The organism is Sphingomonas sp. M1-B02 (assembly GCF_026167525.1).
Classification (GTDB): Bacteria; Pseudomonadota; Alphaproteobacteria; order Sphingomonadales; family Sphingomonadaceae; genus Sphingomonas.
Genome location: NZ_CP110679.1, coordinates 279,674 through 301,318 on the forward strand (window position 1 = coordinate 279,674; position 21,645 = coordinate 301,318).

21 protein-coding genes are annotated in these 21,645 nt (G+C 66.1%); 8 read left to right on the forward strand and 13 right to left on the reverse strand.

Features of this window, described 5'->3' with window-relative positions:
• Position 1: 1 nt before the first annotated feature.
• Positions 2 to 670 carry a phage shock protein PspA gene (pspA, locus tag OKW87_RS01460; protein ID WP_265541677.1) on the reverse strand — a complete coding sequence of 223 codons (669 nt, stop codon included), beginning with the start codon at positions 668 to 670 and terminating at the stop codon, positions 2 to 4.
• 388 nt (positions 671 to 1,058) lie between these two features.
• Between pspA and pspF the strand changes: the two genes are divergently transcribed.
• Positions 1,059 to 2,093 carry a phage shock protein operon transcriptional activator gene (gene pspF, locus OKW87_RS01465; RefSeq protein ID WP_265541679.1) on the forward strand — a complete coding sequence of 345 codons (1,035 nt, stop codon included), beginning with the start codon at positions 1,059 to 1,061 and terminating at the stop codon, positions 2,091 to 2,093.
• A gap of 93 nt (positions 2,094 to 2,186) precedes the next feature.
• Positions 2,187 to 2,798 carry a superoxide dismutase gene (locus OKW87_RS01470; protein ID WP_265541681.1) on the forward strand — a complete coding sequence of 204 codons (612 nt, stop codon included), beginning with the start codon at positions 2,187 to 2,189 and terminating at the stop codon, positions 2,796 to 2,798.
• Positions 2,799 to 2,871: 73 nt separating this feature from the next.
• On the opposite strand, the gene OKW87_RS01475 is transcribed toward OKW87_RS01470, so the two are convergent.
• From OKW87_RS01475 to OKW87_RS01485, 3 genes are read right to left on the reverse strand one after another with little or no spacing between them, the layout of a single operon-like run.
• Positions 2,872 to 4,686, reverse strand: a complete 1,815-nt coding sequence (locus tag OKW87_RS01475; protein WP_265541682.1) for a DUF885 domain-containing protein — start codon at positions 4,684 to 4,686, stop codon at positions 2,872 to 2,874.
• Between the two features lie 14 nt (positions 4,687 to 4,700).
• Entirely contained in the window at positions 4,701 to 5,153 is a 453-nt protein-coding gene (locus OKW87_RS01480) for an NfeD family protein (protein ID WP_265541684.1), read from the reverse strand.
• A gap of 3 nt (positions 5,154 to 5,156) precedes the next feature.
• Positions 5,157 to 6,143, reverse strand: coding sequence for an SPFH domain-containing protein (locus tag OKW87_RS01485; RefSeq protein WP_265541685.1), 987 nt, complete (start codon positions 6,141 to 6,143; stop codon positions 5,157 to 5,159).
• 50 nt (positions 6,144 to 6,193) lie between these two features.
• Here OKW87_RS01485 and OKW87_RS01490 point away from each other — a divergent pair, with 50 nt between their 5' ends.
• The 5 genes from OKW87_RS01490 (at position 6,194) to OKW87_RS01510 (ending at position 11,174) form a co-directional block, all read left to right on the forward strand.
• Complete coding sequence (locus OKW87_RS01490; RefSeq protein ID WP_265541686.1) at positions 6,194 to 7,009, forward strand: HpcH/HpaI aldolase/citrate lyase family protein; 816 nt, start codon at positions 6,194 to 6,196, stop codon at positions 7,007 to 7,009.
• On the forward strand, positions 7,006 to 7,926 hold the full coding sequence (locus OKW87_RS01495) for a DMT family transporter (RefSeq protein ID WP_265541688.1): 921 nt from the start codon (positions 7,006 to 7,008) through the stop codon (positions 7,924 to 7,926). Before OKW87_RS01490 ends, OKW87_RS01495 begins: the two co-directional genes overlap by 4 nt.
• 63 nt (positions 7,927 to 7,989) lie before the next feature.
• On the forward strand, positions 7,990 to 9,447 hold the full coding sequence (gene guaB / locus OKW87_RS01500; RefSeq protein WP_265541690.1) for an IMP dehydrogenase: 1,458 nt from the start codon (positions 7,990 to 7,992) through the stop codon (positions 9,445 to 9,447).
• 3 nt (positions 9,448 to 9,450) lie between these two features.
• Positions 9,451 to 10,638: an RsmB/NOP family class I SAM-dependent RNA methyltransferase gene (locus OKW87_RS01505; RefSeq protein ID WP_265541692.1), complete on the forward strand. Its 1,188-nt coding sequence runs from the start codon at positions 9,451 to 9,453 to the stop codon at positions 10,636 to 10,638.
• Positions 10,639 to 10,667: 29 nt separating this feature from the next.
• The gene (locus OKW87_RS01510; RefSeq protein ID WP_265541694.1) at positions 10,668 to 11,174 is read left to right on the forward strand and encodes a tetratricopeptide repeat protein; all 507 of its coding nucleotides are present in this window, start codon (positions 10,668 to 10,670) and stop codon (positions 11,172 to 11,174) included.
• On the opposite strand, the gene rsmA is transcribed toward OKW87_RS01510, so the two are convergent.
• The 4 genes from rsmA to OKW87_RS01530 form a co-directional block, all read right to left on the reverse strand.
• Positions 11,171 to 11,989: a 16S rRNA (adenine(1518)-N(6)/adenine(1519)-N(6))-dimethyltransferase RsmA gene (gene rsmA / locus OKW87_RS01515; RefSeq protein ID WP_265541696.1), complete on the reverse strand. Its 819-nt coding sequence runs from the start codon at positions 11,987 to 11,989 to the stop codon at positions 11,171 to 11,173. The two genes, OKW87_RS01510 and rsmA, sit on opposite strands and share 4 nt — an antisense overlap.
• Positions 11,986 to 12,981, reverse strand: a complete 996-nt coding sequence (pdxA, locus tag OKW87_RS01520) for a 4-hydroxythreonine-4-phosphate dehydrogenase PdxA (RefSeq protein WP_265541698.1) — start codon at positions 12,979 to 12,981, stop codon at positions 11,986 to 11,988. The genes rsmA and pdxA overlap by 4 nt, the downstream gene beginning before the upstream one ends.
• 19 nt (positions 12,982 to 13,000) lie before the next feature.
• Complete coding sequence (locus tag OKW87_RS01525; RefSeq protein WP_443025066.1) at positions 13,001 to 14,371, reverse strand: peptidylprolyl isomerase; 1,371 nt, start codon at positions 14,369 to 14,371, stop codon at positions 13,001 to 13,003.
• Between the two features lie 86 nt (positions 14,372 to 14,457).
• Positions 14,458 to 16,761: an LPS-assembly protein LptD gene (locus OKW87_RS01530; protein WP_265541701.1), complete on the reverse strand. Its 2,304-nt coding sequence runs from the start codon at positions 16,759 to 16,761 to the stop codon at positions 14,458 to 14,460.
• Positions 16,762 to 16,882: 121 nt separating this feature from the next.
• On the opposite strand from OKW87_RS01530, the gene OKW87_RS01535 reads away from it, so the two are divergent.
• Positions 16,883 to 17,323 (forward strand): DNA polymerase III subunit chi, encoded by a 441-nt coding sequence (locus OKW87_RS01535; RefSeq protein WP_265541704.1) that lies wholly within the window; start codon positions 16,883 to 16,885, stop codon positions 17,321 to 17,323.
• A gap of 116 nt (positions 17,324 to 17,439) precedes the next feature.
• Here OKW87_RS01535 and OKW87_RS01540 read toward each other — a convergent pair whose 3' ends face one another.
• Genes OKW87_RS01540 through OKW87_RS01560 form a run of 5 tightly spaced genes read right to left on the reverse strand, consistent with a single transcriptional unit; the run spans position 17,440 to position 21,632 of the window.
• The gene (locus OKW87_RS01540) at positions 17,440 to 17,790 is read right to left on the reverse strand and encodes a DUF6481 family protein (RefSeq protein ID WP_265541705.1); all 351 of its coding nucleotides are present in this window, start codon (positions 17,788 to 17,790) and stop codon (positions 17,440 to 17,442) included.
• 6 nt (positions 17,791 to 17,796) lie between these two features.
• On the reverse strand, positions 17,797 to 19,137 hold the full coding sequence (gene rimO / locus OKW87_RS01545; RefSeq protein WP_265541707.1) for a 30S ribosomal protein S12 methylthiotransferase RimO: 1,341 nt from the start codon (positions 19,135 to 19,137) through the stop codon (positions 17,797 to 17,799).
• A 36-nt stretch (positions 19,138 to 19,173) separates the two neighbouring features.
• The gene (locus OKW87_RS01550) at positions 19,174 to 19,536 is read right to left on the reverse strand and encodes a DMT family protein (protein ID WP_265541709.1); all 363 of its coding nucleotides are present in this window, start codon (positions 19,534 to 19,536) and stop codon (positions 19,174 to 19,176) included.
• A 30-nt stretch (positions 19,537 to 19,566) separates the two neighbouring features.
• The gene (locus OKW87_RS01555; RefSeq protein WP_265541712.1) at positions 19,567 to 20,577 is read right to left on the reverse strand and encodes a potassium channel family protein; all 1,011 of its coding nucleotides are present in this window, start codon (positions 20,575 to 20,577) and stop codon (positions 19,567 to 19,569) included.
• Positions 20,577 to 21,632, reverse strand: coding sequence for a M23 family metallopeptidase (locus tag OKW87_RS01560; protein ID WP_265541714.1), 1,056 nt, complete (start codon positions 21,630 to 21,632; stop codon positions 20,577 to 20,579). Before OKW87_RS01560 ends, OKW87_RS01555 begins: the two co-directional genes overlap by 1 nt.
• Positions 21,633 to 21,645 lie beyond the last annotated feature (13 nt).

Below are 21,645 nucleotides of genomic sequence, written 5' to 3' on the forward strand. Positions count from 1 at the left end.
ATCAAACCCCCTTGTTCATGCGGCTCTTGAGCGCCTCGAGCTCGGCGTCGACCTTCTCGGACGAGCGCAGCTCCGCGATTTCCTCTTCGAGCGTCTTGGGCTCGGCGCCCAGGCCCAGCGCATTGGCGCGGCCCTCGGCGAAGTCGACCCGGCGTTCGAGGACGTCGAAGCGCGAGAAGGCATCCTGCATCTTGCCGCCATTGGTCATCTCGCGGAGGCGAACGCGGTTGTTGGCGCTCTCCAGCCGTGCGCTGATCGAATTCTGGCGGGTACGCGCCTCGCGCAGCTTGGTCTGCAGCTTGGTGATATCCTCTTCGGACGCCTTGAGCGTCTCGTCGAGAACGCCGATCTCGGTGGACAGCTGGTCGCACATGTCGGCGGCCTTCTGCTTCTCGACCAAAGCGGCCTTGGCGAGGTCCTCGCGGCCCTTCGAAAGCGCGAGCTCGGCCTTCTCGGTCCAGCTCTCCTGGAGCTTTTCGAGCTTGGCGATGTGGCGGCGCATTTCCTTCTGGTCGGCGATGGTGCGCGCGGCGGAGGCGCGGACTTCGACGAGGGTTTCCTCCATTTCGAGGATGATCATGCGGATCATCTTGGCGGGATCTTCCGCCTTGTCGAGCAGGTCGGTCACGTTGGCAGCGATGATATCGCGGGTTCGAGAGAAGATACCCATGTACATACTCCTTCGTATTGGGGACCGCCGGGAGGAGCTAGGGGACCCTCCCGGCGGGGTTCCGCTCATCCGGGGAAGGATGAGCGGAGAGACATCGTGGCTTCAGGCGATCGCCGGGCCCACCGCGCCGGCCATCAGGATGGCGCTGGCGACGAAGGTGATGGTGACTGCGAAGAAGGCATTGCGGAGATTTGCGAGCTGGTGAGTCATGGTCGTTTCCCTGAACCTTGGCTTGTTTCGTTGGCCCGTCATCGGGCTTGCCAACAGTATAGCAGGAGCCGTGCCAGTTTGTGGGAATGGCTGATTTCCGCGGGTTTTGGGGTTCATCCAGGGTTCAGCTGGCAGATCTAACTTGCCAAGTGTTGGGAAAGTACGCCAAGGAGTTGGTGTGGAACGCGCAACTCAAGTCATCGGCCAATCCGGAGCCTTTCTCGACGCCCTCGAACGCGCCAGCCGCGCGGCTGCGCTGGATCGGCCCGTGCTCGTCATCGGCGAACGGGGGACCGGAAAGGAGCTGGTGGCCGAACGGCTGCATCGACTGAGCCCGCGCTGGGACCAGCCCTTGGTCATCATGAACTGCGCCGCGCTGCCCGAGACGCTGATCGAGGCCGAATTGTTCGGGCACGAGGCAGGGGCCTTCACCGGCGCCACCAAAGCGCGGGCAGGGCGGTTCGAGGAGGCGCATGGCGGGACGCTGTTCCTCGACGAACTGGGCACGCTGTCGATGGCGGCGCAGGACCGGCTGCTGCGCGCCGTGGAATATGGCGAGGTTACCCGGATCGGCGCGTCGCGCCCGGTCTATGTCAACGTCCGGATCGTCGCGGCGACCAACGAGCATCTGCCCGACAAGGTGGATGCGGGGACGTTTCGCGCCGATCTGCTCGATCGGCTTTCGTTCGAAGTGGTGACGTTGCCGCCCTTGCGCGTGCGGCGCGGCGACATCGAAGTGCTGGCGGATTTCTTCGGGCGGCGGATGGCGTCCGAGATCGGGCTGGAGAACTGGCCGGGCTGGGGCCCGAACGCGCTCGACGCGCTGATCCACTATGACTGGCCGGGAAATGTGCGCGAGCTGCGCAACGTGGTGGAGCGGGCGGTGTATCGCTGGGAACAGGAAGGACCGATCGATTCGATCGAAATCGATCCGTTCGACTCCCCCTTCCGGCCGCGGACACGCGCCGGTGGCGCGCAGGTGGCGGCGGTGGCCGATACAGCGGCCGCGCCCGAGAAAGCGGAAACCGCGCCGGCCTTCGACGGCGGGACCGACTTCAAGACGCGCGTGTCGGCGTTCGAGCGGCAATTGCTGTCGCGCGCGCTGGCCGAGCATCGTTTCAACCAGCGTTCTACTGCAGACGCGCTGGGGCTGACCTATGACCAGTTGCGGCACGCGCTGAAGCGGCACGAGCTGCTGGGCGCCGGCGGCTGAAACTTTCGGTTCGGATCGCTGTCGCAATGATCGACGCGGACCCATATATCGCGGGCTGCGTTCCTTGCACGAACCCATAAAGGAGAAAATATCATGGCTTTCGAACTGCCGCCGCTGCCCTACGCCTACGACGCGCTGGAGCCGACCATCGACAAGGAAACGATGACGCTGCACCACGACAAGCATCATGCCGCCTACACCGCCAAGCTCAACGAGGCGGTGAGCGAGGATCCGTCGCTCGAAGGCAAAACCATCGAGGAACTGATGCAGCAGATGGCGAGCGCGCCGGCGAAGCTGCGCAACAATGGCGGCGGCTATTGGAACCATGATTTCTTCTGGAAGACGATGGTGCCGAACGGCGGCGCACCCAGCGGCGCGATGGCCGAGGCGATCGACAAGGCGTTCGGCTCGCTCGATGCGCTGAAAGAGAAATTCAACACGGCAGGCGCGAACCAGTTCGGATCGGGCTGGGCCTGGCTGATCGTCAACGGCAGCGGTGAGCTGGAGATCAGCTCGACGCCGAACCAGGACAATCCGCTGATGGACGTGGCCGCGACCAAGGGCACGCCGATCCTCGGCAACGACGTGTGGGAGCACGCCTATTACATCACCTATCGCAACGACCGGCCGGGCTATCTGAAGGCCTGGTGGAACGTGGTGAACTGGGACGTGGTTTCCGAGCGCTATGCCGCTGCAAAGGGCTGAGCTTCCGTCTTGAGCTGAAAAACGGGCGTCGGACCAATGGTCCGGCGCCCGTTTTCTTTCGGAATGTGGTTCTTCAGGCTTTGCCGGCGGCGACGTGGCGATCCACGACGTGCCCGAGCACCGTCATCGGCACGTTTCCGCCCATCACGAGCGCATCGTTGAAGGCCTTGAAATCATAGCGTGCGCCGAGCGCGGCCTTGGCGCGTTCGCGCAGCCGGTTGATCTCGCTATGCCCGACCTTGTAGCCGCAGGCCTGGCCGGGCCAGGAGCAATAACGATCGACTTCGCCCGCGACTTCCTCGACCGGGGAGCCGTTGGCGGTGACGAACCAGTCGACCGCCTGTTGCCGGGTCCAGCGCTTGGCATGGAGGCCGGTGTCGACCACCAGCCGGCAGGCGCGGAAGGCGATCGACTGGAGATAGCCGAGCCGGCCGACCGGGTCCGCGTCATAGACGCCGAGCTCGCCGGCCAACTGCTCGCCATACAGCGCCCAGCCTTCGGAATAAGCGTTGAACGAGAGCAGGGTGCGGATCAGCGGCAGCTTGTGGGCATATTCGCCCTGCCAGACATGGCCCGGGATCGCCTCATGGTAAGCCAGCGTCGGCAGGCTGTAGCGAGTGTGCAGCCCGGTGGTACGCAGGTTGATCCAGAATTTGCCCGGCACGCTGCCGTCGATCGAACCCGCACCGCCATAGGCGCCGGGCGCGCCGGGTTCCTCCTCGGGCGGCATCCGCTTAACCTCGACATTGCCGCGCACCAGCGTGTTGAATGCGCGGGGCATGCGACCGCGAATATCGGTGATGCGATCGTTGAGCAGCTTCATGATCTCGGCGCGGCCCGCGTCATTGTCGGTGTAGAGGTAGCGCGGATCCTTGCCGAGCGCGGTCATCCGCGCGCCGACGCTGCCCTGGGTGAAGCCTTCCTTGCGCAGGATTCCGTCCATCTCGGCCTGGATCGTGCGGAGCTCGTCGAGGCCCATCTGGTGGACTTCGTTCGGGGTCATCCTCGTCGTGGTGCCGGCGCGCAGCGCCCAGGCGTAATAAGCGTCGCCATCCTTGAACTTCCACACGCCGGCGTCCGAAGTGGCGCGGACGCGGTGCTTTGCGAGCTCGGCGATCTGGCGGTCGAGCGCGGGGACGATCTTGTCGTTGGCGAGCAGCCAGGCGCTCTGGCCGAAATCGCCGCCCATGCCGGCGGTGCGATTGGCGACCGAGGTGACCAGGCCCCAGCCGGCGGTGTTGCCGCCGCGCGCGAGCTTGAGCTGGGCGATCGCCTTGTCGAGCAGGAAATCGGGAGCGATGACGCCGTTCGCCGCGGCGATCCTGAGCCGCTCGGTCTCGCCGTCGAGCTGCTCGCCATAGGATTCGAGGCGATCGAGATAGGCTTCGCCGTCGTCGCGCGTCTTGATGACATGATCGGTGTCGAGCATCCGCGGCACGTCGAGGAAGGCGCCGACATTCTGGACGACGACATAAGGCGAGTTGCGCCAGCCGCCGACCGCGACGTCGCCATAGGGGAAGGCGAAGCCCTCGAGCGCATTGGCGTAGGACGCCTGGACGACATCGACATTGGTGCGCATCACCGGACTTAGCGCGTTGAGGTCGAGCTTGCCGATCTCGGCGAGCGCCTGGCGGAGGTGCGCGGCGATCTTGCGCTGGCCTTCGGGGGAGCCATCGGTGAGGCGGTGCTTGAGTGCGGCGTGCTTGTCCTTGTCGATGCCGAGCGAGGTCGCGCTCTCGGGATAATCGTTGAGGAAAGTTTCCGCGGTGCGATCGAGCAAGGCAGCAGCTGCGCGATCCGCGTCCGCAGCGAAGGCGAATGCGGGGATAGCGGAGGCGGCCAGCGTGCCGGCAGTGCCGAGCAGGAGCTGGCGTCGGGTGGTACGCATCTAACGATCCTCAACTAGGCGGCGGTGACAGGCTCGACGTCGAGCGACAGGCCATGCGCGCCGACGATGCGGACGTGGGCGCCGGCAGGGGTATCGGGTCCCTGCGCGAGCCATTCGCCGTCGCCGACGCGGACGCGGCCCTGGCCGGCCTCGATCGGCTCGACCACCGTCACGATCTGGCCGACCAGCCGCGCGACACGATCGTTGAGCAAGGGGTCCGAGCTCGCCACCGGGTTCTTCGCATACCAGCGCCGGCCAAGCGCTACTGCGCCCGACGAGGCGAGGATGAACACCGCGACCTGGAAGGCGAGCGCGAATTCGGGGATGATCAGCGTGACGATCCCCGTTACCGCCGCGCCGGCGGCGACGAACACGAGGAAGATGCCGGGAAGGACCAGCTCGGTAAGCGCGAGCACTGCGGCGAGAATCAGCCAGGCGAGACCGGGCGAGGTCACGAAGAACTGCATCGCTCAGCCCTCCTGCGGGCCGAAGGGGGTCGGGCGAGGACGCGGCGGTGCCGGTGGGGCAGCGGGCGGCGTCAGGCCATTGCTGATCGCCTCGCGGGTGAGCTCGCCGATGCCGCCGAGCGTCCCCATCAGCTGCGTGGCCTCGACCGGGAACAGGATCGTCTTGGCGTTGGGCGAGGTGGCGAACTTGCCGATCGCCTCGACATATTTCTGCGCAATGAAATAGTTGATCGCCTGGGTGCTGCCCTGCTCGATCGCGTCGGAGACCATACGGGTGGCGGTCGCCTCGGCCTCGGCCGAGCGCTCGCGCGCCTCTGCGTCGCGGAAGGCGGCTTCGCGGCGGCCTTCGGCCTCGAGGATCTTGGACTGCTTCTGGCCCTCGGCGCGCAGGATTTCGGAAGCGCGGGTGCCTTCGGCTTCGAGGATGTTGGCGCGCTTCTCGCGCTCGGCCTTCATCTGGCGGCCCATCGCGTTGACGATGTCGGCGGGCGGGCGGATGTCCTTGATCTCGACGCGTGTGATCTTCACCCCCCAGGGCGTGGTGGCATGATCGACCACCGAGAGCAGCCGGGCGTTGATCTCGTCGCGCTTCGACAGCGTCTCGTCGAGGTCCATCGAACCCATCACCGTGCGCAAATTGGTCGTCGTGAGCTGGAGCAGCGCCAGATAGAGGTCGGAAACTTCATAGGCGGCCTTGGCGGCGTCGAGCACCTGGAAGAAGACGACGCCGTCGGTCTGGATCATCGCATTGTCCTTGGTGATGATCTCCTGCCCCGGAATGTCGATCACCTGCTCCATCATGTTTACCTTGCGGCCGACACGATAGAAGAAGGCGGGATAGAAATTGAGTCCGGGCGAGGCGACGGCGGTGAAGCGGCCGAAATATTCGATCGTATATTGATAGCCTTGGGTGACGATTTTCACACTCGAAAAGAGGTAGAGCAGCACCACTGCGACCAGCACGATCAGAAAAATGTTGAGCACGTCCACTACCGACTCCCCCTCGCAATCCTGCGCTCTTGCTAGCATAGAGTCGGCCCATGACCACAGTCCGCCTCGCCCCGCGCACCGCGCTTTTCCTGCCCGCCTCCAACCCCCGCGCGATCGCCAAGGCGCGTGAAACCCATGCCGACCTCGTGATCCTCGATCTCGAGGACGCGGTTCGCGACGATGCGAAGGCGGAGGCGCGGGCGGCGGCGGTTGCGGCGGCGAACGAAGGATTCGGCGCGCGGCTCTGCGCGATCCGGATCAACGCGGTCGATTCGGGCGAGCATGGCGAGGATCTCGACGCGGTGGCAGGCTCGGCCTGCGATTTCGTCGTCCTGCCCAAGGTCGAGAGTGCAGGGGATGCGGCTGCCATCGCGGAGGCATGCGGCAAGCCGCTGCTGGCGATGATCGAGACGCCGCTGGGGGTCCTCGTCGCTGCGGAGATCGCTGCGGTTCCGGGGGTGGCGGGGCTGCTTGCCGGGGTCAACGATCTGCGCGCGTCGCTCGGCATTCCGGCGGGGGCGGGGCGGGAGAGCCTGTCGCTCGCGCTCCAGACCGTGGTGCTGGCAGCGCGGGCGAGCGAGATCTGGGCGTTCGATGGCGTCTTCAACGCGCTCGACGATCCCGAGGGCCTCGCCGCCGAGTGCCGCCACGGCCGCGCGCTGGGCTTCGACGGCAAGTCGCTGATCCATCCCAACCAGATCGAAGTCGCGGCGGAGGCGTTCGGACCTTCGGCGACGGAAATCGCCGAGGCCGAGGCGCTGATCGCGGCGGCGACCGGCGGCGCCGAGCGCTACCGCAACCGGATGATCGAGACGATGCATGTCGAGCAGGCGAGGGCGCTACTCGCGCGCATCCGCCAGCCATGAGCGTAGCCGCTGCCGCGCCCGGTCGCGGGCGCTGGATGCTCGCTCTGGCCGCGCTCGCGCTGACGATGCTGCTCTGGGCGGGCAACACGATCGTCGCCCGCTGGATGCATGGCGAGATCCCGCCGTTCATGCTCGCCTTCGTCCGCTGGACCGGCGCGTTCTTGATCGTGCTGCCCTTCGCCTGGCGCCACGTCGCCACCGACCGCGACAAGCTGCTCGGCCGATGGCCGGTCGTGCTGATCCTCGCGCTGACCGGCGTCGCCTCGTTCAACGCCTTCCTCTACAGCGGGCTACAGTTCACCACCGCCACCAACGCTTCGCTCCTGCAGGCGGCGATCCCGCCGATGGTGCTGGTGGCGGACCGGCTGATCTTCGGGATCCGCTCCGCCCGGGCGCAATTGATCGGCGTATCGCTCGCCGCGGTTGGCGTGATCATCATCGTGTGCCGGGGCAGCCCCTCGGTGCTCGTCGCGCTGCATTTCGGGGTCGGCGACGTGCTGGTGCTATGCGGGGTCCTTGCCTGGGCAACCTACACCAGCCTGCTAAGGCTGCGGCCCGAGGTCCATCCGCTGAGCCTACTCGCCGTCACCTTCGCGATCGGTGCGCTGACGATGGCGCCGCTGGCCATGCTGGAAGTGGAAGCAATCCGCGCGATGCCGCTGACCGCTGCAACCTTCTTCGCCTTCGCTTATGTCGCCTTCTTCCCCTCGGTAGTAGCCTATTTGCTCTACAATTCAGCAGTGGCCGAAGTCGGCTCGGGCGTCGCAGGCCAGGCGATCAGCCTGCTGCCGCTGTTCGGCGCGGGGCTGGCGGCCTTGCTGCTGGGCGAAGCGCTGCATGGCTATCATGCCGTGGGGATGGCGGTGATCGCGGTGGGGATCGGCTTCGGTGCGTTCGCCGCGCGCGCCACCCCCTAGCGCATCACCCCCCCTGCGGTTACATGGGCCGCCAACCTCCGACTCAGGACTGCTGGCGCACCCATGGACATCCCCCTCGGCCTCACCTTCGACGATGTCCTCCTCTATCCGGGCGAGTCCGAGATCGTGCCGAGCATGGCCGATACCCGCACTTTCGTAACGCGCAGCCTGAGCCTCAACATCCCCTTGCTCTCCTCGGCGATGGACACCGTCACCGAAGCCGACATGGCGATCGTCATGGCGCAATTGGGCGGGATGGGCGTGCTCCACCGCAATCTCGATATCGAGCAGCAGGTCGAGGCGGTGCGTCAGGTCAAGCGCTTCGAGAGCGGGATGGTCGTCAATCCGATCACGATCCGCCCCTCGGGCACGCTCGCCGAGGCGCGCGCGCTGATGCAGCGCCACAAGATCAGCGGCATCCCGGTGGTCGAAGAGGGCGGCAAGCTGGTCGGCATCGTCACCAATCGCGACGTGCGCTTTGCGGAAAATCCCGGCCAGCCGGTCGCCGAGCTGATGACGCATGAAAATCTCGCTACGGTCTCCACCGGCGTCGGCAAGGAAGAGGCGCGCCGCCTGCTCCACGCCCGCCGCATCGAGAAACTGCTGGTGGTCGACGAAAATTACCGCTGCGTCGGCCTGATCACCGTCAAGGACATCGAAAAGGCCGTCAACTTCCCCGACGCCACCAAGGACGGCAATGGCCGGCTCTGCGTGGCCGCCGCCACCACCGTCGGCGAAAAGGGCTTCGAGCGGACCGAGGCGCTGGTCGATGCCGAAGTCGACCTGATCGTCATCGACACCGCCCACGGCCATAACCGCGAAGTCGGCCTGGCCGTCGAGCGCGTCAAGAAGCTCTCGAACCGGGTCCAGGTCATCGCCGGCAACATCGCCACCGCCGAAGCCGCCAAGGCGCTGATCGGCTCGGGTGCCGACGGACTCAAGGTGGGCATCGGCCCGGGCTCGATCTGCACCACCCGCGTCGTCGCCGGCGTCGGCGTCCCCCAGCTTACCGCAGTGATGGACGCCGCCAACGAAGCGATGAAGTCGAATACCCCGGTGATCGCCGATGGTGGCATCCGCACCTCGGGTGACATCGCCAAGGCGTTGGCGGCAGGCGCGTCGACTGCAATGATCGGCTCGCTGCTGGCGGGCACCGAAGAAGCGCCCGGCGAGACCTTTCTCTACCAGGGCCGGGCGTACAAATCCTATCGCGGCATGGGCAGCGTCGGGGCGATGGCGCGCGGATCGGCCGATCGCTATTTCCAGCAGGACATCAAGGACCAGCTCAAGCTCGTGCCTGAGGGCATTGAAGGCCAGGTCCCGTTCAAGGGCAGCGCCAAGGACGTCGTGCACCAGCTCGTTGGCGGCGTGAAGGCATCGATGGGCTATGTCGGCGCGCCGACGATCGCCGAATTCCAGAAAAAGGCGCGGTTCGTGCGCATCACCAACGCAGGACTGCGCGAGAGCCACGTCCATGACGTGACGATCACCCGAGAGGCACCCAATTATCCCACGCGCTAAACCATGACCCCCGCCGCACGCACCCAGGCGGCGATCGAACTGCTCGACCGGATCGTCGTCGCCGCGCGCGACCAGGGCGCCGCTGCGGACACGCTGATCGCGCGCTGGTTCGCCGAGCGCCGCTATGCCGGCTCCAAGGACCGGCGGGCGATCCGCGAGATGGTCTATGAAGCGATCCGCCTGCTCGGCGTGCGGCCGGAGAGCGGTCGCGCGGGCATATTAGCGCTCGCCAAGGTGCGGCCGGAAATGGCCGAATATTTCGATGGCTCGCCCTATGGCCCCGCCGCGATCGATCCTGCCGAGCCGGTCGCCGATGCGGGGCTGATGCCCAAATGGCTGGGTCTGCTGCTCAAGAAATCGGGCCTCGGCAATGCCGAGCAGGCGGCGTTGCTCCAACGTGCCCCACTCGATGTCCGCGTCAACAGCCTCAAGGCCGATCCGGCTGCGGTCGCCGCCGAGATACCGGGCGCGGTGCAGCTGCCGCATGTCGCCGATGGCCTGCGCATTCCCAGCGACTTGCCGGTCGAGAAGCTGCCCTCGTTCCGCGACGGCCAGATCGAAGTCCAGGACGCCGGCAGCCAGCTGGTCAGTCTAGCAACTGGGGCGAAACGCGGCGATCAGGTCATCGATCTCTGTGCAGGCGGCGGCGGCAAGACGCTGGCGCTCGCGGCGATGATGGGGAACCACGGCAGCATCCTCGCCTGCGATATCGACCGCGGACGCCTTCAGCGGCTGCCGCCGCGCGCCGAGCGCGCGGGGGTGACGATCGCCGAGACCCGCTTGCTAAATCCCGGCCAGGAGTTCGATCAGCTCGCCGATCGGTTCGCCCGGGCCGATATCGTCCTGATCGACGCGCCCTGCTCGGGCACCGGCACCTGGCGGCGCAATCCCGAGGCGCGCTGGCGGCTGTCGCCCGATCGGCTTGCCAAGCTGGGCGAGACCCAGCGCTATTTGATGAAGCTTGGCGCCGAACTGGTCCGGCCGGGCGGGGCGCTGGTCTATGTCGTCTGCTCGCTGCTGGACGACGAAGGCGCGAGCCAGGCCGAGGCTTTCCTGAAGGCCTATCCGGGGTGGAAAGCCGAGCCGCTGGCGCTTGGCGCCGGCAACGCGCGCGGTCCGGGGCTCCGGCTCTCGCCGCTGGCGGACTCGACCGACGGCTTTTTTGTCGCGAAGCTGGTGCGGCCATGGTAGCCGCGAAGGCGACTGTTTCGGAGAATTTCATGCGGATCACTGCGATCTCTGCCGCCGCGGCGCTGCTTCTGCTCTCGCTGTCGACGTCGCTCAGCGCACAGCGGCCCGACGCACAGATCGATCCGAAGTCGCTGGCGCTGCTCCAGGATGGCCGCACTGCCCGTGCGGCGGGCAATATCGAAGCCGCGCAGGACGCGCTGGAGAGTGCGCTGGCGGTCGATCCGCGCAACCGTGATGCGTTCATCGTCCTGGCCGAGATTTCGCGCCAGCGCGATCTGCCGGGCAAGGCGATCCGCCTGTACCGCGAGGCATTGGCGCTGCAGCCGAACGATCTGGCCGCATTGCGCGGGCAGGGCGAGGCGCTGGTCGCGCGCGGCGCGGTGGAAAAAGCCAAGGAGAATCTGGCCAAGATCAAGACGCTGTGCCCCGGCCAGTGCAACGACGCCAATATCCTGACGGCGGCGATCGCCAAGGGCCCGCCGGTGACAGCGACCGCGCAGGCGGCACCGACAACGCCGGCGCCTGCTACTCCCTAGGCGCTCAGCACCCGCGCGAGCGCGACGAATTCGTCCACCGATAGCGTCTCCGCGCGGCGGCTCGACTCGATACCCTGCGTCTCCATCGCCGCAAGCGCCCCGGGCACTCCCTTCAGGCTCTGGCGCAGCATCTTGCGCCGCTGGCCGAACGCCGCGCCGGTGATGCCCTCCAGCACCGACAGTCGGACGCCTGCGGGCGTTTCGGTGGGAACGATGTGGACCACCGCCGACATGACCTTGGGCGGCGGGGTGAAGGCCGAGCGGTGGACCGTCATCGCGATGCGCGGGGTCGAGCGCCACTGAGCGAGCACCGCGAGGCGGCCGTAGGATTCGGTATCAGGCGCCGCGACGATGCGTTCGGCGACTTCCTTCTGGAACATCAGCGTCAGGCTCTTCCACCAGGGACGCCATTCTGCAGAAAGCCAGCGGACCAGCAATGCGGTGCCGACATTGTAGGGCAGGTTGGCGACGATATGCGGTTTGCCATCGAACAATGCAGGGGCGTCGACCTCGAGTGCGTCGCCCTCGATCACGCGGAGCTTGTCCGGAAAATGGTCGGACAGCTCGGCGAGCGCCGGGATGCAGCGGCGGTCGCGCTCGACCGCTGCGACGCGGGCGCCGCCTTCCAGCAGCGCGCGGGTCAGCCCGCCGGGGCCGGGGCCGACTTCGAAGACCTCGGCTTCCGCCAGGTCGCCGGGAACCTTGGCGATGCGCGCCAGCAATTGGTGATCGAACAGGAAGTTCTGACCCAGCGCCTTGCTTGCGCTGAGACCGTGCCGGCGGATGACGTCGCGCAGGGGGGGGAGTTCGCTCACGCGCTGAGTTCGGCGCGGCGCTCTGCCTGGCTGGCGGCCATGCGGATCGCGGCGATCATCGCGCCCGGATTGGCCTCGTCGCGCCCGGCGATGCCGAAAGCGGTGCCGTGATCGGGAGAGGTGCGGACGATCGGCAGGCCCAACGTGGTGTTCACGCCATCGTCGAAATACAGCGTCTTGATCGGGATCAGCGCCTGATCGTGATAGAGGCAGAGCGCGACATCGAAGCCCGCGCGCGCGCGCGGGTGGAACATCGTATCCGCGGAAAAGGGGCCGACCGCGTCGATACCCTCGGCGCGAAGCTGCTCGATCGCGGGGACCAGGATATCGATCTCCTCGCGGCCGATCGCGCCGCCTTCCCCGGCATGCGGGTTGAGTCCGGCAAAGGCAAGGCGCGGGCGCTCGATGCCGAAGTTGCGATAGAGGCCGCGGGCAGTGACGCGCGCCTTGGCGAGGATCAGTTGCGTCGAGATCATGCCCGGCACGTCGGCCAAGGCGACATGGATGGTGACCGGCACGACCCGAAGGGTCGGTCCGGCAAGCATCATCACGCTATTGTCGCCGGACACGCCGCAACGTTCCGCGATGAATTCGGTCTGGCCAGGATGGGTGAAGCCGATCCGGTAAAGCTGGGCTTTCGATACCGGACCTGTCACCAGCGCACCCGAGGCGCCGGAGCGCGTGAGGCCGACTGCGAGCTCGAGCGACTGGAGCGCGCAGCGAGCGCTTTCCACGTCGGGGGAGCCGGGAGAGACGTCGCCGCAGTCACCGACGGATAGGACCGGGAGCGCGTCGGGAAAGGCGTCGAATGCGGCATGCGGATCGCTGATCCGCGCGATCGGACCGTCCCACAGCTTTTCGACGGCACGGGGATCGCCGACGGCGAAGAAGGGCGCGAGCGCGTGCTGTTCGCGCGCCTTCCACGCTTTGGCTGTGATTTCAGGGCCAATCCCGGCAGAATCGCCCATCGCGACGGCGAGCGGTCGGATCATCCTCCGCTCGGCCTGCACGTCAGCGGTATTCGATCAGCGCATCGCGGCGCAAATCGCGCAGCATGCGCTGGGCGCGCAGATTAACTCGCTCGTCCTCGAGCTTGGCCTGGACCTGTTCGACTGACGGGAGGTTCACGGCAGTGGGATCGTCGCGACCGCACAGGACTAGGACGCGAACGCCTTCGTCGACCGAGCCGAATGGCGCGCTGACCTGGCCGACCTGGAGCGGCAGGATCATATTCTGAAGCGCGGGCGGAAGGTCGCGTACGGCAATCCCGTCGCGATCGACCACCTCGGCGCCCTGCGCCTGGGCGACCTTGGCGACATCGCCGCAGCCCTTGATCGCCTGCGTCGCAGTCGCGAATTCGCCGGCGCGCGCAGTTGCCTGCGCCTGGGTCAGCCCCTTGGGAAAGCTGATCGAGACCTGGCGAAGGCTGAGCTTGGCGTCGCGCGCGTCGGCCATCAAGACCTTGCGCTTTTCGGCGAGGTACAGGATCGAGAAACCGGTGGGAAGCTGGATCGGTCCCGCCACCTGGCCGGCGGACATGCCCGCGGCCGCGGTGGCCAACTCCTCCGGCAGCATCGACGGGCGGATCCAGCCCAGATCGCCGCCGACCGCCTTTGTCGAGGCTTCGGAATAGGTCTTGGCGAGATAGTCGAACGGCGTGCCTTCGCGCATCTGCGTGATCATGCGCTGCATGTTCGCATAGACTTCCTGCGCGCGATCCGGCGTGGCGTTCTGGTAGATTTCGTAGACATGGAGCTCTTCGCTGCCCTTCGACTGCTCCATACGCTCGAGCATCGCCTTCACTTCAGCTTCGCCGACATTGATGTTGATGCGGCGGCGCAGAAGGCGGTTCCAGGCCAGATCGCTCTCAACCTGACGGCGCAGCGAGCGCTCGGACGCACCGACTTCCTTCAGCCAGGCGCGCATCTGCTCGGGCGACTTCTGGAAGTTGCGGGCGACCCGGTTGAAGCCGGAGTCGATCTCCTTGGGATCGACCGTAATCTCGTTCGCCTTGGCCTCCTGGATCTGAAGTGCCTCGTCGATCAACTGCCGCAGCACGGTCATGCGAAGCTGGTCGCGCTCCTCGGGCTTCAGGTTGAGGTTATTGACCCCGATGATCATGTTCACGCGCTGGTCGACATCGGTACCGGTGATGACGGCCGAATTGACGATCGCGGTCGGCTTGCGGATGTTGGGATCGGTCTTTCCGAAGAACTGGAAGTTCGCGGGCAAGTTGAGACCAGTATCGGGAACACGCTGATCGGGCACGGTCTGGGCAGTCGCAATCGACGCGATTCCAGCCAGCGCCACTGCGAGAAATGCCTTGCGCCCGATGCGGGGCGCCTTTGCAACACCATTGTTCACGTGAACCAATACCCTCATCCATCCCGGAGACCGGGGCGCTTAATCCGCAATTGTGCCTGAACCAAGGCTTAGCAGATCAGCCCCAATCCGCCCCGGGCAAAGGGTTAGCGTCCCAAATTCTTGAAGGCTAGGCTCAAAAGGAAGCTGTTGCCCCGCCGCGCATCGCCGGTGGTCTCATAGTCGCGGCGCCATGTCAGGCCGAGTCGGAGGCAATCATCCTCATAGGTAACGCCGAGCCGATGACGTACCGGCTCGAAGCCGTCGGCCTGCGAAAGGAGATCCTCGTCGCGATTGGTGAGATCGAGCAGGATCGCGCCGGACATCGACCAGAAGGGTGCGATCTGGACGCGGGCACCGGCCCGAGCCTCCTCGCGATCCTGGAGATCCTCCAGCGCGGGGCCGATATTGCGGTTGAGCCGCAGATAGCCGAGCTGGAAATAAGTGCTGCGCGATCCGACCGTCGCGTCGACCTCGTTGCGGCGCAAGGCAAGCCCGTCCTTGTCGAGGCGATAGCGATGCGTGAAGCTGATGAAGTCGCGAAACCGCACGACTGTCCTGCCGACGATGTCCGACACCCGATCGGTGAGCCCGGTGCCATCGGGAAACAGGGCATTGCGGGTCGACAGGCGATAGCTCTGGCCGACATTCGCATCCATGCTGAAGCCGGGCAGGAGCAGCGAATAATCGAGCCCGAGCGTGAAGCGGGTGGAATCCTCGAAACGGTCGTATCCGGGGAAGCGATTGAGCGCGAACAGGTTCGAATCTTCGAGATCGACTGCGCGGGCATCCTCGTTCGGGACATCGAAATTCTCGATCCGCGGGGAGGCGACAACCTGAAAGCGCGGAGTGATGCGCTGCGTGCCGCCAAACAACTCTCCGACCAGCGGCCATTTCATGTCGAGTGCCAACGCGGCGATCCCGCGGAACTGAAAGCCCTCGGTGCCCCGATAGAGCGGGACGGCCGTGAGCAAAGTGTCTTCGGCGTTATAGACGTCTGCGCGGCCGTACGCGGTCAGGGTGATTTCCTGGCCCCAGGCGGTTAGCCGGCGCATGTCCCAGCGCGCGCTCGCGAAGGCGCGCTGCGAATCCTGTCCCTCGGAACGTGCGATCGCCAGCGTATTGAGCTGGAATTCCACGCGACCGCCGATCAGCCCGTCGTCCATGCGCCGGCGATAGTCGATCTCCGGCAGCGCGATTGGCTGCAGCCCCTGGCGCTCGCCGACGCGCAGGGTCTGCACGGCCCAGGCGTTGATCGAGAAATAGCTGTCCTGATCGATTCGCTCGACGCGCACATTGTTGCGCAGGCGATCGTCGCGCGAGATGTCGTAGCGGCGCAGGAAGGTGCGATCGCTGGCGACGCGGATCGACGCGCTGGCGCTCCATTCGGGTGAGAGCTGGAAGCGCGCGGTGCCGTCCAGATAGCCGCGGAAGTCGTTGCTGGAGGTGGCCGGGGTGATCGGCACGGTCAGATCGTCGGCGCGCCGGCTGTAGGTGCCATAGGCCGTGACCCGATAGGCGCCGAGGCGATTGAGCTCGCGATATTCTGCCTGGAGCATAGGCAGCGCGCCGGTGAACACGCGCGGCGTGACCACCAGATCGCGATTGGGCGCCAGGCTGAACAGATAGGGCAAAGCGAGCTGGAAGCCGTTGGTGCGGCTGTAGCGGATGTCGGGGGTCAGGAAGCCGTCGTCGCTCGATCCACCGGCCGGATGCGAGAAAGCGGGGAGCGGGATCGAGGCAAAGCCGAACACCGAAATGCGCGCACCGGTGTAGCGGATACGGCGCTTCTCGGGATTATAGACCACGCGCTCGGCCGTGATCTTCCACGACGGCTCCTTGGGACAGCCGTCCGAATTGGTCACCGAACAGGCGGTGTAGGCCGCATTGTCGACCGTGATTATGCCGTTTTCGCGCACGCCGCGCTCGGCGGCGATGCGTCCGCCGGCATCGAGCACGACGAGCATATTCTCGACCATGCCGTCCTTGAGCGTGTCGGTCAGCTCGATGCGATCGCCATAAGCGGCGTCGCCCTCCGGATTGACGACGACGATATTGCCCTCGGCCACCACCTGGCCGGTCTTGCGGTTCCAGACGACCTTGTCGGCGCGGAGCCGGTCGCTGCGGCGATACAGCCGGACGTCGCCGTTCGCGGTGACGACGTCATTCTCATAATCATATTCGAGTGAATTGGCGTTGAACTGGACCTCGTCCGGGTTCGCCGCGACACCGTCGACCGAAGGGGGCGGGGGCGCGGTGCCGCGATCCTGAAGGTCTGCGCCCTCGCTTGCGGCCGGTGGGGCGGCTTGCGTCGCAGGCGCTTCACGCGGGTCAGCGGTCTCCTGCGCCCAAGCCTGCGCGGACAGGCACAGCCCGAGCGCAGCGGACAGCAGCAAGGCCTTGCGCGTCACGACACTTCCCACTTTTTTCTTCACTCCCGGGCACGCGGCAGCCCCCGCCCTATCCCAGCGATTGCGGCACCGCAACGGCGTGTACGTTGGCCCGAGCGCGAGGACCGGCTATCAACGTGCGATGCAGGTCGATTTTTACCATCTCACGCATGCGTCGCTGGATCGCGTGCTGCCGCAGATCGCCGAGAAAGTGCTGGCGAGCGGTGGACGGCTGCTGATCGTGGCGGAAGATGCCGGGCAACGCACGAAGCTCGATCAACTGCTGTGGAGCTACGCGCCCGAAAGCTTCCTGGCGCATGGACTGGCCGGCGGCGCTGACGATGCACAGCAGCCCGTGCTGATCGGCCAAGAGCCCGAGGCCGCCAACGCCGCGCGCAACATTGCGCTGGTGGACGGGGTTTGGCGCGATGCGGCGCTCGGCTTCGACCGCGCCTTCCACTTCTTCGACGAGGAGCGGATCAGCGAGGCGCGTGCGGCGTGGAAGGCGCTGACTGATCGGGCGGACGTCGAGCGCCGCTACTGGAAGCAGAACGACGCCGGCCGGTGGGAGCAGGCGGCTTAGGTTTCAGGACCCACCAGCAGTCCGGCATCCCAGCTTTCGCCGGGATACCGGGGTGGAGATAGCCAGCATATTCTCGAGTCCAGCGATCTGCTCGCACGAGCAAACCGCTCACGCTGCTACTTGCGCGCCTTGCGGGCGGCGTAGCGGGCGTCGCGGATTGCCTTGAGCTCCGCTGCGGTCGGCGGGGCCTTTGCCTTGCGTTCGGCGGCGGCGCGGGCCTTTTCTTCCTCGATCGCGGCGGCGGCGGCTTCGGCGGCGGCGATCTTGTCGGCCTTTTCCTGCTCGATCGCGGCGCGCTTGGCTTCGCGCTTGGCGGCCTCGGCGGCTTCCTTGGCTTCGCGCTTGGCGATCTTTTCGGCGACGACGGCGGGATCGAGCGCGGGCTTGGCGCGCAGCTTCTCTAGCGCCTTGGTCTTGGCGTCGGCAGAACTTTTCAGGCGGTCTTGGAAGGTCGAATTATAGCTCATGCGATCTCACTGTAGGGTGGTGGAAAGGGGGACGCCGAACAAGTCGTGCTCGTCTGCATCTTCGATATGTACACGGATGATGTCGCCCTGGGCTAGGTGCCCGGCATCGCGGAGATGGACTTCGCCGTCGATCTCGGGCGCATCGGCGGTCGATCGACCGCTGGCGCCCTCGCCAACGACCAAGTCGATGATCACGTCGAGCGTGCGGCCGATCTTGGCCTGGAGCTTGGCGGCGGAGATCGCCGCGGTCTTCTCCATCACGCGGGCATAGCGCTCTTCCTTGACCTCCTCGGGAACGGGATCCGGCAGGAAGTTGGCGACCGCACCCTGTACGGGCTCGAAGCGGAATGCCCCGACCCGATCGAGCTGGGCCTCGTCGAGCCAATCGAGCAGATATTGGAAATCCTTCTCGGTCTCGCCGGGGAAACCGACGACGAACGAGCTTCGGATCGCGATATCGGGGCAGATCGCGCGCCAGGTCTTGAGTCGCTCGAGCACCTTCGCCTCGTTGGCGGGACGGCGCATCGCGCGCAGCACCTTGGGGCTGGCATGCTGGAAGGGAATGTCGAGATAAGGGAGGACGAGTCCCTCCGCCATCAGCGGGATGACCTGATCGACATGGGGGTAGGGGTAGACATAATGGAGCCGGACCCAGGGCGCGATCTTGCCGAGCTCGCGGGCGAGGTCGGTCATGTGCGGGATGACGGGCTCGCCCTTCCACATGCGCGGTTCCTTGCGGATGTCGACGCCGTAGGCCGAGGTGTCCTGGCTGATGACGAGCAGCTCCTTCGTGCCGCCTTCGACCAGTTTCTCGGCCTCGCGCAGGATCGCGTCGGGGCGGCGGCTGACGAGGTCGCCGCGGATCGAGGGGATGATGCAGAAGGCGCAGCGATGGTTGCAGCCCTCCGAAATCTTCAGGTAGCTGTAGTGGCGCGGCGTCAGCTTGAGGCCGGCGTCGGGCACCAGATTGACGAAGGGCGAGGGCGGCATCGGCGAATGCTGGCGCACCGCATCGACGACCTGCTCATATTGGTGCGCGCCGGTGACAGCGAGAATGTTGGGGAAGCGCGCTCGGATCGTCGCGGCTTCCTGGCCCATGCAGCCGGTTACGATGACGCGGCCATTCTCGGCCATCGCCTCGCCGATCGCCTCGAGACTCTCTTCCTTGGCCGAGTCAAGGAAACCGCAGGTATTGACTAGCACGACGTCGGCGCCGGCATAGTCGGGCGACATCGCATAGCCGTCGCTGCGCAGCTTGGTGAGGATGCGTTCGCTGTCGACCAGATTCTTGGGACAGCCGAGCGACACCATCCCTACGCGGGGGGCCTCGGGGAGTTTGGTTGCCATGATTGGCGCCGCACATAAGGATTTTGGCGGAAATTGCTAGCTGGGTAGTGGCGCACGGAACAGGAACAATGCGCCCGCCGCGATCAGCGCGAAGCCGATCATGTGGTTCGCGGTGATCTTCTGCCCAAGATACAGCGTCGAGAAGATCGCGAAGATCAGCAGGGTGATGATCTCCTGCATCCCCTTCAGCTGGGCGGCCGAATAGACGCTGCTGCCCCAGCGATTGGCGGGGACGGCCAGGCAATATTCGAAGAAGGCGATGCCCCAGCTCGCGACGATCACCAGCAGCAGCGGCGCGCTCTTATGCTTGAGATGGCCGTACCAGGCGAAGGTCATGAAGATGTTCGACGCGACCAGCAGCAGGATCGGGGCGATGTGGGCGAAGGGAAGCGTAGGCATGCCGCGACCATCGCGCCGATCGCGTGGCGGTCAAGCCTTGGTGACGATCTCCACGATCTCGTCGCCTTCGCGTAGCGCCTGCGCCTCGGGATCGGCGAAGCCATAGGCGTTGCCGTCGCGATAGACGCGCAGGCCGACTCCGGTGGAAATCCCGGTCAGCGGCTTGCCGATTTCATTGGGCAGGGGGCAGCGCTCCTTGAGCTGGACGCGGCCGTGGATCGAAGCGAGGTCGGTCAGATAATCGGCCAGATGCGGCCCGGTGCACGAACTGGCGAGCAGCAGCCCGGCGAAACTCACCGGATTGACGACCGTGGTCGCCCCCGCGGCGCGGGCGGGAAGCTCGTTATCCTCGTTGCGGACGATGATGCTGATCGGCACCGAGGGAGCGAGGTGGTGCGCGGTGAGGGTGATCAGGATCGAAGTATCGTCGCGCCCTGCCGCGACGATCAGCGCCTGCGCCTGCCCGATGCGGACATCCTCGAGCACCGAATCGCGCGTGGCGTCGGCGCGCAATATGATGCAGCCGACGGCCTTGGCGCGCGCAAGGTTATCCTCGTCGGTGTCGACCACGACGATATTCTCCGGGCGCTCGCCCCGAGCGATGAGTTCATCGACCGCTTCGGACCCAGTCGTGCCATAGCCGGCGACCACGATGTGGCCGGAGAGATTTCGCTGGATCAGTGCCATGCGCCATTTGTCCCAGGTTCGCTTGAGGACGAAATTATATGCCGTGCCGATAAACAACAGAACGACGAAGATCCGGATCGGCGTAACCACCAACGCATCGAACATCCGTGCGCTGTCGCTGACCGGAACGATATCGCCATAGCCCGTGGTGGTGATCGAAATCGACGTGAAATAGATGATGTCGAGGAAGCTGATATTGCCGTCGCTATTGTCGCGCAGCCCGTCGCGTTCGATCCAGTGCACTCCGATCGCCAGCGCCAGCAGGGCCACCACCGCCAGCACCCGCCAGCCGATCGCCGCCCAGACGGGCAGGCTGGACTTGCGCTTGAGAGTGCCGGTCGGACGGATCGCCATCAGGAAGCGGGCAATCTCGCCAGCGGATCGACCGGGGTTCTGCCCTGGCGGATCTCGAAGTGGAGCGAGGGGCGGTCGGCAAAGCCCGAATTGCCCGACAGCGCGATCATCTGGCCTTTCTTCACCGATTGGCCGCGCTGGACGAGCAACTGGCTGGCATAGCCGTAGACGCTGGTGACGCTCGCGCCGTGCTTGAGGATGATCAGACCCCCCAGCGCCGGCACGTCGCTGCCGACATAAGCGACGACGCCGTCGGCCGCCGCGAGGACCGGCGTATCCAGCGCGACCGCGATCTTGATCCCGTCGTTGCGCTCGCCGCTCTTGCCGGGGCCGAAGCGGGCGATGATCGAACCCTTCACCGGCCAGGCGAAGGCGGTGCGCAGCCGCGTGCTGGGCTCGGCGACCGGGGTCGTTGCGGGGAGCACGCGCTTGACCGAGGCAGTCGGCCGGGCGGGCTGGGCGTTGCTCGCGAGCGCGGGCTCGCCACCGGTGAGAATATCGTCGATATCGATATGGAAGCGCGCGGCGCGCTCCTCGATGCTCTCGGGGCCGGTGCTGGGGATCAGCAGGCGCTGGTTGGTTCGCAGGATATAGGGCTCGGCGAGCGCATTGGCGGCGATGATACGCGACCAATCGACTGCATAAGCCCGGGCGATGCCGATCCCGGTCTCGCCTGCGCGGACGAGGTGGTAACGCCCGCCCGGGATCGTCAGCCGCTGCCCGGGATGAATGACGAAGGGGGCGGCGATATTATTGGCGCGGGCGATCGCTTCGGATCCGGCGCCGAGCTTGGCCGAAATCGACCGGAGCGAGTCGCCGGGCTCGACGACGTAGGTAGAGGCGGCGACCAGCTTCGCGTCGGGGGTAACGCGGCGTGCAACCCAGGCCGGGGGCGGGGCCGGCAAGGCCCGGACATCCTGCTCCGGGCGTCCGGAGGGGTCCCGCTGATCAGGTGCCTGCGGGGCTGGGCGATCATAGTCCGCCGACTGCTGGACGCCTCCGGGGATGCACCCCGAGACGAGTCCGATCGCCAGCACCAACATCCCCCTGCGCATCACGCTCCTGCTC